Source organism: Wenyingzhuangia fucanilytica, assembly GCF_001697185.1.
GTDB lineage: Bacteria > Bacteroidota > Bacteroidia > Flavobacteriales > Flavobacteriaceae > Wenyingzhuangia > Wenyingzhuangia fucanilytica.
On record NZ_CP014224.1, the window covers coordinates 1492637 to 1511372 of the forward strand.

Below are 18736 nucleotides of genomic sequence, written 5' to 3' on the forward strand. Positions count from 1 at the left end.
AGTAAATTTATAACGAAAATGTAGCATAGCTAATTATTAGTTATAGATACTGTTCTCATCGTTTGTGTAAAAAAAGAATCAATATGAAATTATTTTCAAAACTTATAATCTTTAGTTTATCAACAATACCTTTATTAACTTTTTCTCAAAAAAAAGCAGAAAAACCTAATATCATTTTTATTATGGCAGATGATTTAGGTTGGACAGACTTAAGTTCGCCTAATACAAGTTTAGGTAATGGATCTAAGTATTATGAAAGTCCTAATATTGATAAATTGGCTACGCAAGGGATGTCATTAACTTATGCATATACACAGCAAAATTGTCAGCCAACAAGAGCAGCACTTCTTTCAGGGCAATATGCTACAGGTCCACAAAACGGAGTGTATAATGTTGGAAGTCTTAAAAGAGCTTCTAAAGGAGTTGTAACACCAATCACACCACATTATCAAAATAATTATTTAAAAGAGCAGTGTGTTTCTATGTTTGAAACCTTAAAAAAAGTCGGTTATCATACTTCATGGTTTGGAAAATTTCATGCTATTAAAGTGGGAGAACATGCCGAAAGTTATATGGGGGTTGATTATAATTTAGCGTTGCATAAAGAAACTAAAGCTACTGTAAAAGGAGTAAAAGTTAAAAATGAGTTTTTTGCACAAAAGGATGATGTTAAAGGTTGGATGTTTGAGAACGAAAAGTTAAAACCCTATGCACAGCCTTATGACTCTACATATATTAAAAATGTATTAGAGCCTATAAAAAATGGAAATGATCCTTGGTTGTTAGAAGGAACTCCAAAACATCTTACGGATGCTCTAGGAGATGCTGTTGTTGATTATATTAAAGATAGGTCACAAAAAGATTCGCCATTTTTTGCATACATTCCTTTTCATGCCGTACACGTAACCATACTTCCACGTTTAGATTTAGAAGCTAAATACAAAGCTAAAACATCTAAGGATACAAGACATAAAAAAGCTGATTACGCTGCTTTTGTAGAGCTTTTGGATCAGACGGTAGGCCGTATTTTAAATGCTTTAGAAGATCCAAATGGAGATGGTAATAAAATAGACGGAATAGCCAATAACACATTGGTGGTTTTTTATTCTGATAATGGTGGTTTTATGGGACCGACAGATAATACACCATTACGCTTAAGAAAAGGAACTTATTATGAAGGTGGTGTTCGTGTGCCTTTGATTTTTAGATATCCAGGTGTTATAAAACCTAATACAATAAATACAACTCAAGAAATTCACGCTATTGATTTTTATCCTACGCTAGCGGATATTGCAGGAGCCAAACTTCCCAACTCTCAAACACATGAACTGGATGGTAAGTCTATAGCCCCTGTGTTAAAAGGAGAAGCTGATGCGCTTGACGATAAAAATGAGTTGTTTTGGCATTTCCCAGGATATATGGATGTGCGTAATATGCCTCAATCTGTTATTCACTACAGACATTCCGATAATCAACATTATAAACTATTTTATCGTTATGAAGACGAATCTTATGAGTTGTATAATCTTACTAATGACATTGGTGAAACCACCAATCTTTTAGAAAACAACCCAAGTCATCAGATAATAGAATTAGCAACCATCATGAATAATAAATTACGAACGTGGCTCCTTAAAAGAAATGCTCCAACAGGAACTTGGGCAAAAAATGGAGAAAAAGTAGCTTATCCTAAGCAAGATGGTATTAAAAAATATTGTAAATAAAAGTACGAATGAAAAATAATAAGTTTTATCTGTTAGTTGTAGTAACTTCTTTGCTATTATTAAGTTGTTTAAGTATTAAGGATAGAAAAAAATCAGAAGAAGAAAAACAAAACACATCAAATAAAAACGAACAACCTAATATGGTGTTCTTTTTAGCTGATGATCAAGATGTGTATGATTATGGTTGTTATGGTAATGAAAAAGTGAATACAGCAGCTGTAGATCGTTTGGCAAAAGAAGGAATGTTGTTTACAAATGCATTTACTGCACAGGCCATTTGTGCTCCAAGTAGATCGCAGCTTTTTACAGGTAAGTATCCCTTAAAAAATGGTTGCTTTGCCAATCATACAGCAACAAAACCTACTATACAAAGTGTAACAACACATATGAAAAACTTAGGGTATGAAGTAGTTTTGGCAGGAAAGAGTCATGTTAAACCTTCTAATGTTTATCATTGGGATAAAGAATGGGAACCTGTTCCTAAAAAAAATGTTCCAAGAGATTATATTCCTTTAGATAGTATTGAAAACTACTTTAAAAATGCTAAAAAGCCGTTTTGTATGTTCATCACCTCAAAATATCCACATAGTAAATATTTTGACGTAAAAAATGCCAAAGCGGATGATATTAAATTCTTTCCATTTAACGAGAATAAAAAATCAGACCAAGCTTTTGTTAAAAATAAAGCAGGTTATTACAGAAGTATTGAAGAAGATAATACCCAATTAGAAGGAGTGTTAAAGTTGGTAGACACTTATTTAACAGACAATACACTTTTTATTTATAGTGCGGATCATGGTGTTTCAGGAAAATTTACCGTAAAAGATATAGGATTAAAAGTGCCTTTTGTAGTGCGTTGGCCTAAAGTAATAAAAGCAGGATCTACCTCTAATCAATTAATTCATTATACTGATGTATTGCCAACATTTATGGAAATAGCTGGAGGAAATGCAACTCCTGATATGGATGGTAAAAGTTTTTTATCCTTGCTTAAAGGAAAAGATAATAACATTCATGAATATGTTTACGGAGTAAGAACCAATCAAAATATATTAAATTCTGAAATATTTCCATCGAGAATGATTCGTGATAAGCGTCATAAATATATCAGAAATTTTAACGCGTTAGAAGTGCTTGATAAAAACTTAACAGGAAAACCCAATGTAGATTATTTTATTAAGAGAGGAGCAAATGCTCATAAAAACGAACCTTTTGAAGAATTATATGATTTACAAAATGATCCTTTTGAGCAACATAACTTAGCTAGTGACCTAGACTATAAATCGATTAAAGAAAAATTAGCTAAAGATATGTTTGTTTGGATGAAAACTCAGGGAGATATTTTAAGTGAAGATATGATTGGAATTCCAATCATTACACCAAAAGGAAATAAAGGATTTAAATTAGATCAAGATACACCTAGACGAAAAATTCCAGAAGCTATAAAAAATACACTTACAAAAGACGATTATATTGTTATTGAACACTGGTAAAATGAGAAAAATGAAAAGGTTATTTATATACGGATTGGGTTTGTTAACATTTTTATCATCATGTAAAAATGGAAAAGAAAAAACGACAGTTGTTAAGGGTCAAAAACCGATGAATGTATTGTTTATTGCTATTGATGATTTAAGACCTGAACTAAGTTGTTATGGGGCACCGCAAGTAAAATCGCCTAACATAGATCAATTTGCAAAAGAAGCTATTGTCTTTAATCGTGCCTATTGTAACGTTCCTGTTTGTGGAGCATCTAGAGCAAGTTTGTTAACAAGTATTTTACCTACAAAAAACCGTTTTATAGATTACACAGCAAAGGCCCAAGAAGATGTGCCAAATGCAAAAACCTTACCAGGTATTTTTAAGGCTGCTGGCTATACTAGTATTTCTAACGGAAAGATTTTTCATTATAATAAAGATGTTCAGGAAGCAAGTTGGAGTGAAAACCCTTGGATGCCAAAAGGTGGGCATCGTGTAAGTTATGATCCTACAACAAATGACGTAATTATGAAATCTGGTAATGGACGTATTTATGAAGCACCAGAAGTAGATGATAGCGTGTATTCAGATTATAAGATTGCACAAAAAACGATAAGCGATTTACGAAAGTTCAAAGCATCAGGAGAATCTTTCTTTATGGCTTGTGGGTTTTTCCGTCCTCACATGCCGTTTTATGCTCCTAAAAAGTATTGGGATTTATATAATAGAGATTCAGTCGAGGTAGCCGATAACCGACATTTACCAGAAAATGCCCCTAAGTTATTACGTAGTAGTGGCGAATTTAAGTCCTACAGTTTTGGAGACTATAAGCCGAATACCAACGAATTTCATAAAATGATGCGTCACGGTTATTATGCCTGTGTGAGTTATGTAGATCAGTTGGTAGGAGAAGTGCTTCAAGAGTTGGAAACCCTCGGTTTAGCTGAAAACACCATTGTTGTATTATGGGGAGATCACGGTTGGCATCTTGGAGAGCACGAGTTTTGGGGTAAACACAATACTTTACATAATGCGTTGCAGGTACCGTTAATTGTAAAAGTACCAGGGAAAGTAAAAGGGGAACAAACTGAGGCATTGGTAGAGAGCGTTGATATTTATCCTACGCTTTGTGATCTAGCCAACTTAGCTACGCCTGATTACATTATGGGAAAAAGTTTTAAAGCCATTCTAGACAATCCTAAGCAAACGTTTAGAAAAAACGTTTATGCGCGCTTTAAAGTGGCAGATGCTATTGTAACCGAAAACTTTACCTATTCTCTTTATGAAAATGGAGAGGAGATGTTATACAATCGTAAACTGGATCCTGAAGAAAATAAGAATGTTGCAGCAGATGCTAACTATAATAAGGTGATTAAAGGCATGCGAAATGCATTGAAGATAAAGCAGAAACAAGCCAAAAGTTATAAGTAAATTGGCTAAAGAGTTAAGATTAAAGTGGGGTGAATATTTTTTGAAATAATAAAATTATATTAGTAATATGATAAAATTAAAAGTTAAAACAATTCTCTTTTCGGGAATGTTTTTAGTAGTATTAAATATAACTGCTCAATCTTTAAAACATCCTGTTATATGGGTAACAGAAGAAGAAAGAAGCGATGTTTTGGAGAAAATAGATAAATATGATTGGGCAAAAAAGATGTCTAATGATTTACATCGTTTTGTAGATAAAAAAGTAGAAGAACATCAAAAGAATCCTTTGGCAATTTTATCAACTATTCCAGAGATACCTGCGGATAATAAATTAACAGAATTTAAAGCAACAACTGTAAATGAGCACGCAGCAGTGCTTACAGATGCCTCTTATGCTGCTATGTTATATTTTTTAACAAAAGAAGAAAAATATGCTCAGTTTTCAGCAGATATATTATGGCATTATGTGTCTGTTTTATCTGAAAGAAGCCCCGAAAACACCACTATTTGCGGAAATCATTTTTACGACCCACGTACTTCTTATGCGCAGTTTGCTTTGGCTTACGATTTTCTTTATAATTATTTAGACAATCCAAAAACCAAAGTTTATAATGAGTCTACTAAAAAAAGAGCATCTTTTGATAAAAGTAAGTTTCAAAAAACCATTACTAACATGGTTGGAAGTACATTGCAAGAATATGGTCATCCTGATAAACATGGTAAATTTATTTCAAACCATCCAATTTTAACAGCACCAGGAGTACTTTTTGGAATTCTTTGTGTAGAGGATGACAAAGAAAGAGAACGCTTGTTTAATATATTTTGGGAAAAAGGAACTGCTCATCAAAATTCTTTTAAAAACACCATTTTACCTATGTTTGGTAAACAAGGTATATGGCCAGAATCTACAAGCTATAGTTTTATGCCGGACGTAACTATGGTTTTAAACATAATAGATAGAGTTTTTCCAGAAATGGATGAAACTAAAGGATATAAAAATATTTTTAAAGGAAATTTTTTATTTGATAATTTAAGAATGCCTGATGGTAGATTTGTTAGATATGGAGATTCTAAAAGAAATCATGATGGTACTAAAAAATTGTATATCTACACACTTAATTTAGCTAAAAGACGAGGTTATAAAGATTTGGAAAAGCAAGCAGAGGTAGCACTTAGACAAGCGTATAATAGAGAAGGAGATTATCATCCAAAGATTTCACCTTCTACTTTTAATAACTCAGAGCCTTTAAAGTTATTTTGGGGAAATGATATTCCTGAGTTAACAAATGGACAAATAGATTTTAAAAAACCTACTGTTTTAATAGAACACGCAGGTATTGCTTTACAACGTAATTACGTAAAAAAGGATAATGAATTATATGGTTTGTGTGGAATTATTGGTGGAGCACATTATGTACACTCTCACTTAACTGGAATAACGATGGAACTTTATGGAGCAGGATATGTAATGGCTCCTAACGCAGGTTTGCCTAAAACGGTAAAAGAAAGAAGAATTCCTTTACACGAAAATTATTTTAGATTATATGCAGGAAATAATACAGTAATTGTTAATGGAACTTCTCATGGTATTCAACCAGGGTCATGGAAAGATGGCGCTTATGTATGGCAAAATAAAGTTGTTAATATTACTTCTGAACCAAAACATTTAGAAGATCCCATAAGTCCAAATTTTAATTTTGCAACACAGTTTTTAAATGATGAAATTAATAAGGCTAAACAAGAACGTACTTTAAGCATTGTACGTACTAGTGATGAAACAGCTTATTATGTAGATGTTTTTCGTTCTAAATCTATGGATGAGAATAAATTTCACGATTATATTTATCACAATATTGGAGATAATACAATCATAAAAAATAGTAATGGAAAGGTTTTAGATGTTAAAGAAACAAGTCGTTATCAAAATGATATTGGTGACCCTGTACAATCTCCAGGTTGGCGTTATTTTGAAAATACACAAGTTACCAAACCAATAAAAGAAGCCGTAAATATTAGTTTTCATATAAAAGAAGACAATCGTTACATGCATATGTTTGTTCCAGAAGGTATAGAGAGAGAATACACAAAAGCATTAGCACCACCAACAAGAGAAGCTAAAAATGGTTATGAAAATAAAAAAACGCAAGTACTTGCCATCAAACAAAAAGGAGAAGCTTGGGATAGACCTTTTATAACTGTTTTAGAACCTTCAAATCATCAAGAAACTAGTATTCAAAATGTAGAACCTTTAATAACTGGTAGTAAAACTGTAGGTTCTAAGGTAGTTTCAAAAGTAAAAAACCATATCATAACAGATTATGTTATTTCTCAAGATAATGCTAATGAGGTTTACTTTGATAGAAAGTTAAATATAAAATTTACTGGACGATTTGGAATTGTTAGAGTAGATAAAGTAGATGATAAAGAAACTATTAGTCTTTATATTGGTGATGGAAAAGACCTTAGTTTTAAATCATATCATATTACAGGTGATGATGAAAATAAAGCCTTTAAATTATTTAATTAAAAAAGAGAAGTCATATGACTTCTCTTTTTTTTTGATATCTGATATGTTTTTTAGATATCAACTAAAAAAACTTTTGTGCTTATTGTTATAAAAATATCAAGGATATCATTTATAAATATGGTGTTAATTGTTATATTCATACCACAAAGTAATTAAAGATATGTTTGAATTTATAAAAATAGATACAAATTCAAGAGTTCCCAAGTACAAACAAATTGTAGACTCCATTATTTATAATATATCCGAAGGTAATTTTGTAATGGATCAAAAAATTCCATCTATAAACATGTTTAGCGAGGAGTTTTATTTGTCTAGAGATACGGTAGAAAAAGCATATAGTATATTAAAACAACGCAATATTATATGTTCTATTAGAGGGAAAGGATATTATATTTCTAGAACCAAATTAATATCTAAAGTCAATATTCTATTTTTAGTAAACAAACTAAGTCCTTATAAAACTAGAATTTACGAATCATTTATAAATACTATTGGAGCAAACTCACATGTAGATATTCATGTTTATCATTGTGATGAATCTGTTTTTTTAAACCTCTTAAATAAATACAAGTCGAGCTATGACTATTATGTAGTTATGACTCATTTTAAAACAGATGATTTAAAACATATAACCATTACTGATGAAGTATATAAAGCCATACAAAAAATACCTAAAGAAAAATTAGTTGTTTTAGATAATATAAAACTAGGTAATGATGGCGATATTATTGAAGTATATCAAGATTTTGAAAATGATATTTATAATGCACTAAGTGAAGGAGTAACTAAAATTACTAAATACGAAAATATCATATTAGTTTATCCTTCAAAATCAGTATATCCGTATCCAAAAAGAATTCTGCATGGTTTTAGAAAGTTTTGTGTACAAAACAAATTAAACTTTGAAATTCTTGATGAAGTGTATGATGATATCATTTTAAAAAGAGGAGATTTATTTATAACTATTGAAGAATCTGACTTGGTAAAACTCATCAAACAAATTAGGGAAGAAGAGTATGTGTTAGGAAAAGATATTGGTGTTATTTCATATAACGATACACCTTTAAAAGAGTTATTAGGCATTACAGTTATGTCAACTGATTTTAGAATTATGGGAGAAACTACAGCCAAAATGATTTTAAATAAAGAAAAAGGAAAGGTTAAAATCCCTTTTAATTTCATAGATAGAAACTCTATCTAAATACTGAATAATCAATAAATCTACTGTTTTTTTCAATCAACAGTACAGTACAGGATAGAGGTAACCCGCTCTTATTATAATTTTGAGAGTATTACATAATATAATTACATCAAAATTTAAAAATGGAAAATCAGACTAAAAACTTCAAGTACGTTGACTATCTGTGGGATGATAAAAAAGCAGAATCTTTAGGAGATGATCAAGTATCATTATTCTTATATCGTTCTAATATCTTAGGTGCAGACTTAAGAATTACTAACTATGGTGGAGGAAACACTAGTTGTAAAACAATTGAAACAGACCCTTTAACTAATGAAGAAGTTGAAGTTATGTGGGTAAAAGGTTCTGGAGGAGATATCGGAACTTTAGACAGAGCAGGAATTGCTGGTCTATACACTAAAAGATTAAGAGATTTAAAGAATGTATATGGCGGAATGGCTGATGAAGATCGTATGGTAGGTTTGTTTGACCACTGTATTTACGATTTAGATAGTAAAGCTCCTTCTATTGATACGCCTTTACATGGTTTATTACCATTTGCACATATAGATCACCTACATCCTGATGCTTTAATTGCAGTTGCTGCAGCTAAAGACAGTGAGAAAGTAACCAAAGAAATTTGGGGTGATACTATGGGATGGGTGCCTTGGCAACGTCCTGGATTTGATTTAGGCTTACAGTTAGAAAAATGTTTGGCTGACAATCCTGGAATTAGAGGAATCGTTTTAGGTTCTCACGGTTTATTTACTTGGGGAGATACTTCTTACGAATGTTATATGAATAGTTTAGAAGTTATTGAAATGGCTTCTGAGTTTATAGAGAAAAAAATAGCTGAAAAAGGTAGCGTTTTTGGTGGTCAAAAAATTGAGAGTTTACCAAAAGAAGAGCGTTACGAAAAAGCAGCTCAAATTATGCCTTTATTAAGAGGTTTATGTTCTTCAGAAAACAGAATGATTGGTCATTTCTCTGATTCTGATGTAGTGATGGAATATATCAATAGTAATGATTTAGAAAGATTAGCTCCAATGGGAACTTCTTGTCCAGATCACTTCTTAAGAACTAAAATTCAACCTTTAGTATTAACATTAGACAAAAACGAAGATTTATCTGATGCTGAAGCAATTTTAAAGAAATTAGAACCTGCATTTGAAGCTTATAGAGCTGAATATGCTGAATACTACAATACTTGTAAAAAAGACAATAGTCCTGCTATTCGTGATGCTAACCCAGTTATTATTATTTACCCAGGAGTTGGTATGTTTAGTTTTGCAAAAAACAAACAAACTACACGTGTAGCTAACGAGTTCTACGTTAATGCAATTAATGTAATGCGTGGTGCTGAAGCAATTACTGAGTACACATCTTTACCAAGACAAGAAGCTTTTGATATTGAGTACTGGTTGTTAGAAGAAGCTAAATTACAACGTATGCCAAAAGAACAACCATTGTCTCGTAAAGTTGCATTGGTAACTGGTGCTGGTGGTGGAATTGGTAAAGCCATTGCTGATAAATTAGCTGCGGAAGGAGCTAACGTTGTGTTAACTGATATTAACGAACAAAGTTTAATTGAAGCGAATGCAACTTATAAAAGAGATGTTTCTACCTATGCTATTTGTGATGTAACAAACCCAGATTCTATTGCTTCTGCTTATAAAAAAGCTTGCGTAGAGTTTGGAGGGATTGATATTGTTGTTCACAGTGCAGGATTGGCAATTTCTAAAGCTTTAGAAGATACTACTGATAAAGATTGGAATATTTTACAAAGCATTTTAGTAAAAGGTCAGTTTGATTTAGCTAAACAATTTTCTGCTATTACTCGTAAACAAAACTTAGGTGGAGATTATATCTCTATTGCAAGTAAAAACGGATTAGTAGCTGGACCAAACAACGTTGCATACGGAACAGCAAAAGCTGCTCAACAGCACATGGTACGTTTATTAGCTGCTGAATTGGCAAAAGATAAAGTACGTGTAAACACAGTGAATCCTGATGGAGTTATTGTAGGTAGTAAAATTTGGGAAGGAGCTTGGGCAGAAGGAAGAGCTAAAGCTAACGGAATTACCGTAGAAGAATTACCTGCTTTCTATGCAAAAAGAAACTTATTAAACGAAATTATTACTCCTGCTGACATTGCAAATGGTGTTTTCTCTTTCGTAGGAGTTTTAGATAAATCTACAGGAAATATTATCAATGTTGATGGAGGTATGGCAAATGCTTTCGTGAGATAATAAAATATATATTTTACAAACTCCCATAGTCAAAAATTATGGGAGTTTTTTTTCTAAATTTTAAAAAAAATGAAAATACAAAATCAACATATTCAAGATGTTAATAAAAACATTATTGAAGACCATAATGATAGCTTTGATTTTTTAGCAAATAAATTGACTAAAAATGGACATGATGTAAATACTATTTTATCAAAATTAGCTGAATTCCAAGTGGCGATTCCTAGTTGGGCTTTAGGAGCCGGAGGAACTCGTTTTGGACGTTTTGGTTTTTACGGTGAACCAACTACACTAGAACAAAAAATAGAAGATGTTGGAATTTTACATTCTTTAACACAAACTGCTGGAGCTGTATCTTTACACATTCCATGGGATGTACCTCAAGATTACAATGCTGTTAGTGAATTAGCTTCATCTTTAGATATTAAATTCGATGCAGTAAACTCTAACACTTTTCAAGATCAAAAAGATGTTAAAGAATCATATAAATACGGATCTTTAAGTAACACAAGTCAAGCAGTTCGCGAACAAGCAATTCAACACAATATTGATGTTATTAAAATTGGAGAAAAATTAGGATCTAAAGCATTAACCGTTTGGTTGGCAGATGGTTCTTGTTTCCCAGGACAAAATAACTTTCAAACAGCTTTTCAAAACACTCAAGACAGTTTAAAATCTATTTATAAAGACATTCCTGAAGATTGGAAAATGTTAATAGAGTACAAACCATACGAGCCAAACTTTTATAGTACGGTAATTCAAGATTGGGGTGCTTCTTTAATGTTGGCTAACGAATGTGGAGAAAAAGCTTATACTTTGGTTGATTTAGGTCACCATTTACCAAACAGTAACATAGAGCAAATTGTTTCTATTTTAAGTTTAAAAGGTAAACTAGGAGGTTTCCATTTTAACGATAGTAAGTATGGAGATGATGATTTAACTGTAGGAAGTATTAAGCCTTATGCCTTGTTCTTAATTTTTAATGAATTGGTATATGGAATGGCAAACAATCCTCAAAATCCAGATTTAGCTTGGATGATTGATGCAAGTCATAACGTAAAAGATCCTTTAGAAGATTTAATTCAGTCTTTAGAAGCTATTCAAGAGGCATACGCAAAAGCATTGTTAATTGATCAAAAAGCATTAAAAGAGGCTCAATTAAACAATGATGTTGTAAAATGTCAAGAAATTCTACAAGGAGCTTACAGAACAGATGTTCGTCCTTTAATTGAAAAAGCTAGACTTGACAGAGGTGGAGCTATTAGCCCAATAAAAGCATATCGTGAGTTAGATTTAAGAAATTATTTAATTAAAGAAAGAGGTAGAAATACTGTAGCTACAGGATTATAAACCATGTGATATGAAACAAAAAGTAACGGCCGTTTTTGATATTGGAAAAACCAATAAAAAATTCTTTTTATTTGATAAGGATTTTAAAGAAATACACAAAGAGTATATTTCTTTTGATGAAATCAAAGATGAAGATGGTCATCCAACAGAAAACATACATGCATTACAAGAATGGTTAAAATCTGTATTTAATCGTATATTAGAAACGAAAGAATACCATGTAAAGGCCATTAACTTCTCAACATATGGAGCTAGTTTTGTTCATATTGATGAAGATGGTAACCCATTAACTCCTTTGTATAATTATACAAAGGAGTTGCCTAAAGAAATAATAGAGAGTTTTTTCAATAAATATGGAGATAAAGAATCTTTTTTAAAGAAGACAGGTTGTGCAGATCTTAGCATGTTAAATTCAGGTTTGCAATTGTATTGGTTAAAACAAACCCAGCCAGAAGTATTTAAGAAAATAAAATACTCTTTGCATTTACCACAATACTTAAGCTTTATATTTACAGGAATACCTTTAAGTGAATATACAAGTATTGGATGTCATACAGCCCTGTGGGATTATGATAAAAAAGATTATCATGACTGGGTATATAAAGAAGAGTTACATAAAATATTACCTCCAATTGTTTCTACAGAAACAAGTATTAATATGAACTATAATGGTTGTCGTATTAAAATAGGAGTAGGGATTCATGATAGCTCTGCTGCATTACTTCCTTACATGAAAAGTATTGAAAAAGAATTTGTTTTAATCTCTACAGGAACATGGAGTATTACTTTTAATCCATTTACCAAAGAAGCAATTTCTAACGATGTAAATGATCAAGACTCATTAAACTATATGCGTCTTAATGGAGATCCAGTAAAAGCATCTCGTTTATTTTTAGGTAACGAATACAAAGTACAAGTAGATTTACTAAACAAACATTTTGGAGTAGATAAGGATTATCATACAACAGTAAAATTTGATTATGATATTTATACTGATGTAACAACAGATTTTAAATATTGTCACCATTGGGATAGCTTGCAGAGTGATAAAATGCCTAAAACATTAAAGGTGTTATACAATACTTATGAAGAGGCTTACCATCAATTAATGATTGAATTAGTTTTATTACAGAATAAGTGTATAGATAGTGTTATTGGTAATCATATAATTGGAGAAATATATATAGATGGAGGATTTAGTGATAATGATGTCTTTGTAAAATTGTTAACACATTATTATCGAGATAAAAAATTAAGAACTACTAGCGCTTCACTTGGTTCAGCATTAGGAGCAGCTCTTTCTATATCAGATACAAAATTGAATTCTAAGTTCTTAAAAAAGAATTATGATTTAAAGAAACATATTCCATTTATTCTTAATCAAACAATTAATTAAAAAACAGTTAATGATATATTTTCAATATAGTTTACCCATTTAAAATATGTCAAAAAATAAACTTTAAATATTTAAGGAATCAAGTCACTTTTAATATTTATTGGATTAACAAAAGATGATAACTACTACTTAAGACGGAGTATTTCTATAGTTTAAGAGAAATGGAACCATAAATGATGATTAAGTAGAAGAATTAAGAAAAAAGTTTTTATCATAAAGAAAGATTATGGCGATAAAATTTAATACAGATTATCCATCTATAGATGATCTAAGATCAAAAGCACAAAAGAAAATTCCAAAATTTGCTTTTGAATATCTTGACGGCGGATGTAACGAAGATGTTAACATACACAGAAATACAGCTGATATTAGAGATATTCAGTTGAATCCAGAATACATAAAGAAGTTTTCAGGCTCATCGCTTAAAACAAAACTATTTGGAATAGAATATGATGCTCCCTTTGGTATTGCTCCAGTTGGTTTGCAAGGACTCATGTGGCCAAATGCCCCAGAAATTTTAGCAAAGTCGGCATTTGAACATAATATTCCCTTTATCTTAAGTACAGTTACAACTACAAGTATAGAGCGAGCTAGTGAAATAACCGAAGGTAAATCTTGGTTTCAGTTGTACCATCCTGCAGAAGACAGGCTTAGAGATGATATTATTAAAAGAGCAGAAGCAGCTCATTGTCCAGTATTAGTTGTGTTGTGTGATGTACCAACTTTTGGATTTAGACCTAGAGATATTAGAAATGGTTTAGCAATGCCTCCTAAAATGTCTGTAAAAAATATTTTACAAGTCTTAGGAAAACCTCATTGGGCAATGCAAACACTAATTCATGGACAACCTAATTTTGAAACTTTAAAGCCATATATGCCTAAAGGGTTAGATTTAAAACAATTAGGAAAGTTTATGGATCAAACATTTAATGGTAGATTAAATGAAGAAAAAATAAAACCTATTCGTGATATGTGGAAAGGGAAGTTAGTTTTAAAAGGAGTTTCTTCGGAGTATGATGCACAACAAGCAATTAAATTAGGGTTTGATGGGATCATTGTTTCTAATCACGGAGGACGTCAATTAGATGCAGGAGAATCTGCTGTAAGTTCACTTTCTAACATTGCAAAAAAATATGGAGATCAGATTGAGGTGATGATGGATAGTGGAGTTCGTTCGGGACCAGATGTAGCCAGAGCAATGGCTTCAGGTGCTAAATTTACTTTTATGGGACGTTCATTTATGTATGGAGTTTCGGCTTTAGGAAAAAATGGAGGAGATCATACGATTTCTTTACTTAAAACAGAATTAAAGCAAGTGATGGATCAATTGTGTTGTGAAAGAACACAAGATTTTCCTAATCATTTGTTAAAATAATCAGAAAAGAAAGATGTTAGATTCAATTTTAATCTAATAATTAAAAACATAATCATTATGACAAAATATCAGCAAAGTGCAGATGTAGTAGAGGATGTTTCTGGTGGCGAATTTGAAAGAACTCCAGTACCTACCTCAAAATTAAAAGGCTGGAAAAGCTTTATAGGGATGTATGCGGGAGAGCATGCTGCAGGAACCGAGTTTATGATTGGTCCTTTATTTTTAACAGCAGGAGTAAGCGCATTTGACCTTATTATTGGTTTGTTATTAGGTAATATTTTAGCCGTTTTAAGTTGGAGGTTTTTAACAGCAGAGATTGCGGTTAAAAATAGATTAACATTATACTTCCAATTAGAAAAAATATGTGGTAAAAAGTTAGTAACTGGATATAATTTAGCTAATGGTATTTTGTTTTGTTTTTTAGCAGGTTCTATGATAACCGTTTCTGCTACAGCGGTCGGTATACCATTTGATATGCCTATGCCTAAGTTAGATGATACTTTGCCAAATGGTATGACTTGGATTATTATAGTTATTGTTATTGGTGCAGTTATCTCAATTATTGCCGCACGTGGGTATGATACAGTAACCAAGGCTGCAAACTGGATGTCTCCAGTAATTGTTTTAGCATTTGTTGCTGCTGGTATAGTTGCGCTTAGTCAGTTAGGAGTTGGTAGTTTTTCTGATTTTTGGAATATTTGGGGTGATGGAGGAGAACCTTTTCCTGGACAAACAAAATTTACTTTTTGGCATGTTGTTATTTGGTCATGGTTTGCCAATGGAGCTATGCATATAGGAATGTCAGATTTATCCGTATTTAGATTCGCAAAAGAGGCAAAAGCAGGGTGGGCAACAGCAGCAGGAATGTATGTTGGACACTATATGGCATGGATTGCAGCAGCGTTGTTATATGCTGTATATTTAAAGTCACCAGAGGCTTTGTCTTACTTAAACGAAGGAAGTGCTCCTCCTGTTGCACCTGGGCCAATGGCTTATAATGCTATTGGAGTATTAGGAATTATTGCTGTAGTATTAGCAGGTTGGACAACAGCAAATCCTACCATATACCGAGCAGGTTTAGCTTTTCAAGCAATTTTACCTAAATTATCTACAGCAAAAGTTACTATACTAGCAGGAAGTGTGGCTACTATAGCAGGTTTATTTCCTGCTTTTGCAATGAAGTTGTTAGGATTTGTGGCTTTATATGGATTTATATTAGCACCATTTGGAGCTGTGATTGTATTTGAACATTTCTTTCATAATAAAGTAGGGATATTAAAGAACTATGCAGAAAAAGCAAAATTATCATTTAATAAATCTGTGTTTTGGGCATGGGCTATAAGTTTTGGTTTGTTTTACTTTATATCAATACAGTTTGATGTGTTTTTGTCTTTTGTAACACTACCAGCTTGGTTGTTATGTGGAATACTTTTCTTAGTCTTTAGTAAGTATTCTCAAAATAAAAATATATAAATATTATTGAAGTTTTAAATTCATGTATTACATTTTTTATGTTGAATGTAAACTTTGAATAAAGTAGTGAAAGTAAAAAATCAGGTTATATTTTTAGGAATGAATAACCTTATAGTACATCTTAAAAAAGGTCATGATATATTTTAATCTTGACCTTTTTTGGGTTATTTAAAAGGTTAACAATTCCAGTTTGTTATTATTTCTTGGATACGATTTGTAGTTTATATTTTGATTTAGGTGCAAGTGTTTTGGAGTGCATAAATCAAGACTACAATGTGGATGAAGATTGTTATAAATATCGACTGCCTTTTTGATGATCGTTTTTGCTAATTTAAGATTTTGTATGACATATTTCAGTCCATATTCATATTTTAAAGATTGCCTGTGATAATGCCTAATTATTGTGTTTAGGCAAAAATATTCGTTAGCCTTGAAAAGACTGTATCACTTTTACATCAGTAGAGAAGAGAACAGTGTTTTAAAATAGTTAAGAGATATTTTAAAACAGATTTTCTCTTTTTATATTTTATACAGCTTATTTAGTTTGAATGGAGGCAGGTGTCTACTCTATAAAATGAAGAAAACCGAATTTGCTTGGCTCGTGAACATCAATCTTTTCTTCGTCAATTGGGAATATTGAAGATGTGATTCTTCGATTACCTTCAACTTCGTTACGTTCTTGTCTAACGGCTAAAAAAGTCCATTTAGCACCTGCTTTTACTGGGGCGTAGGTATCTATTTTAAAGAACAATTTTAAGGGTATAGCCATTTCCATTGTCCAACCTTTATCAATATCTGAATTATCGTTTATTGTTCCATTTAAAGTAGTTTCTACTTTAAATTCAGGATTAAAAGCCTTTAATACTCCAGGTTGCCCATTATAGAAATCGGTCATAAATAAAAAGTCGTTAGATGTTTTGTATAGATTTACTTCAAACCCCATATGAGTACTCAATATTTCAGGAGCAGGTGATAAAAAAATCTCGGCACAATCGTCAAAATAAGGCGCTCCGTCTCTTACTTTTTCACGTGCTGTTAAATATTTATCTTCGCTTTCAAAAAAGACATATAAAAATTCATCGTCCCATAACATTCGAAATGTAGTTTTTTGCTTGTCATCGGCTTTATTAATCGCATCATAATGATAAAAGTTATTGAATGTAGCAGCTTCGGTTCTATTCCAATCTAGCTCGTCCCTTTTTCCGTCAATTACCATTTGAGTATTTGCTTTAGATACTTTAAATTCAGAATGTGTAACTACTTTAATAGTAGTTTGTTCATTTTTTACTTCTTTACAACTTTTACAAATTAGAGCTGTTATAAATAAAATACAAAAGATAATTTTTTTCATTTTTGATTACTTTCCATAAGTGACTAATTATTGTATGTTTCCACCTACAGGTAAGTTACTAGGAACTTTTTCTGGGATGGTTTTGTCAAAATCTTCAGCATTTAAGGTGTTAAAGAAAGAGATGATAGTGGTCATATCTTTTACCTTTAAAGGAATTCCTTTAGTTAAGGTATCTAGCTGTTTTGAAGCCACGTGTTTGTTTCTTGAATTTCCGTGAGCAATGTCTTCATAAAACTCTAAAACTTGTTGTAATGTTTGTAAAGACCCGTTATGCATATAAGGAGCTGTATATCGTAAATTCCTTAAAGTTGGAGTTCTAAATCCATAGCTTTTTTGATGTCCATCGTCTGTATAGTTTAGTTTATCATTATCCTCTACACCTAAAATGTGGATTTTATAATCACTAAACATTGGACCTGAGTGACAAGTGTGACACTTTGCTTTTTTAAACAATTTAAAACCTTCTTTTTCGGTTTCAGAGATTGCATTTACATCTCCTTGTAAATACTTGTCAAAACGTGTATTTGGGGTTGTTAATGTACGTTCAAAAGTTGCAATGGCTTTAGCTAGATGAATTTTGTTTATATGAGGTAGTTCTTTGGGAAAAGCTTTTTTAAAAAGATCTTGATAGGCATCAATTTGTTGCAATCGGTGAATAATTGTGTCTAAAATAACAGTCTCAGAAATTCTATCTCCTCTCATTTCTTCCAATGTAGTTAAAGGGCCAAGTACCTGATTCTCTAAACTATTCATTCTATTGTCCCAAAACATAGGAGCTTGAGAAGGAGAGTAATGTTGATTGTTGTCAATTCCGTTATAAGCAGTGTTTAAAATGGTATGCGCATTTCTTTTTACAAAAGAAATATTGTTGTTGGAGTTAAATTTTCTGGTATAACCAAGTCCTTTTCCATTTACACCAATAGACAAATCAATTCCATCACTATATCCATAATCTGGATGATGACAGGTAGCACAAGCCACCTCTTTATTTCCAGATAAAATAGGATCGTAAAAAAGAAGTCTTCCTAGCGCTACTTTTTCAGGAGTAATTGGGTTGTTTTTAGGAGTAATGATTTGTTGTGGCAACGGAAGATATACATCTTCCATTGCCTTTGTTGTTTTTTGTGTTGACGATTGACAAGCAACCATCAATAAGAATGTACCAACAATACTTGTTATTTTTAATAGAGCATACATAAAG

12 protein-coding genes are annotated in these 18736 nt (G+C 31.7%); 10 read left to right on the forward strand and 2 right to left on the reverse strand.

Translation table 11 applies throughout. The features are described 5' to 3' along the window. The first annotated feature begins 83 nt into the window (after positions 1-83). The 10 genes from AXE80_RS06145 to AXE80_RS06190 all read left to right on the forward strand — a co-directional run bounded on the left by AXE80_RS06145 (position 84) and on the right by AXE80_RS06190 (position 16184). Entirely contained in the window at positions 84-1724 is a 1641-nt protein-coding gene (locus AXE80_RS06145; RefSeq protein WP_068825438.1) for a sulfatase, read from the forward strand. A gap of 8 nt (positions 1725-1732) precedes the next feature. Next, entirely contained in the window at positions 1733-3217 is a 1485-nt protein-coding gene (locus tag AXE80_RS06150) for a sulfatase family protein (protein WP_068825440.1), read from the forward strand. Positions 3218-3227: 10 nt separating this feature from the next. Continuing rightward, a complete protein-coding gene (locus AXE80_RS06155) occupies positions 3228-4634 on the forward strand; it encodes a sulfatase (protein ID WP_068828713.1) in 1407 nt (468 codons plus the stop codon). Between the two features lie 67 nt (positions 4635-4701). After that, entirely contained in the window at positions 4702-7161 is a 2460-nt protein-coding gene (locus tag AXE80_RS06160) for an endo-acting ulvan lysase-like protein (protein WP_068825442.1), read from the forward strand. Positions 7162-7321: 160 nt separating this feature from the next. Continuing rightward, positions 7322-8362 carry a GntR family transcriptional regulator gene (locus AXE80_RS06165; RefSeq protein WP_068828715.1) on the forward strand — a complete coding sequence of 347 codons (1041 nt, stop codon included), beginning with the start codon at positions 7322-7324 and terminating at the stop codon, positions 8360-8362. 122 nt (positions 8363-8484) lie between these two features. Then, positions 8485-10590, forward strand: coding sequence for a bifunctional aldolase/short-chain dehydrogenase (locus AXE80_RS06170; protein WP_068825444.1), 2106 nt, complete (start codon positions 8485-8487; stop codon positions 10588-10590). Positions 10591-10659: 69 nt separating this feature from the next. Then, complete coding sequence (locus tag AXE80_RS06175; RefSeq protein WP_068825446.1) at positions 10660-11940, forward strand: sugar isomerase; 1281 nt, start codon at positions 10660-10662, stop codon at positions 11938-11940. A gap of 10 nt (positions 11941-11950) precedes the next feature. Then, positions 11951-13336, forward strand: coding sequence for an FGGY-family carbohydrate kinase (locus AXE80_RS06180; RefSeq protein ID WP_068825448.1), 1386 nt, complete (start codon positions 11951-11953; stop codon positions 13334-13336). A gap of 226 nt (positions 13337-13562) precedes the next feature. Then, positions 13563-14711, forward strand: coding sequence for an alpha-hydroxy acid oxidase (locus AXE80_RS06185; RefSeq protein ID WP_068825450.1), 1149 nt, complete (start codon positions 13563-13565; stop codon positions 14709-14711). 57 nt (positions 14712-14768) lie between these two features. Next, positions 14769-16184, forward strand: coding sequence for a purine-cytosine permease family protein (locus AXE80_RS06190; RefSeq protein WP_068825452.1), 1416 nt, complete (start codon positions 14769-14771; stop codon positions 16182-16184). Between the two features lie 562 nt (positions 16185-16746). Here the strand turns inward: AXE80_RS06190 and AXE80_RS06195 are convergent. Then, positions 16747-17535, reverse strand: coding sequence for a carbohydrate-binding family 9-like protein (locus tag AXE80_RS06195; protein ID WP_068825455.1), 789 nt, complete (start codon positions 17533-17535; stop codon positions 16747-16749). 27 nt (positions 17536-17562) lie between these two features. After that, positions 17563-18732 (reverse strand): cytochrome-c peroxidase, encoded by a 1170-nt coding sequence (locus AXE80_RS06200; RefSeq protein WP_068825457.1) that lies wholly within the window; start codon positions 18730-18732, stop codon positions 17563-17565. Positions 18733-18736 lie beyond the last annotated feature (4 nt).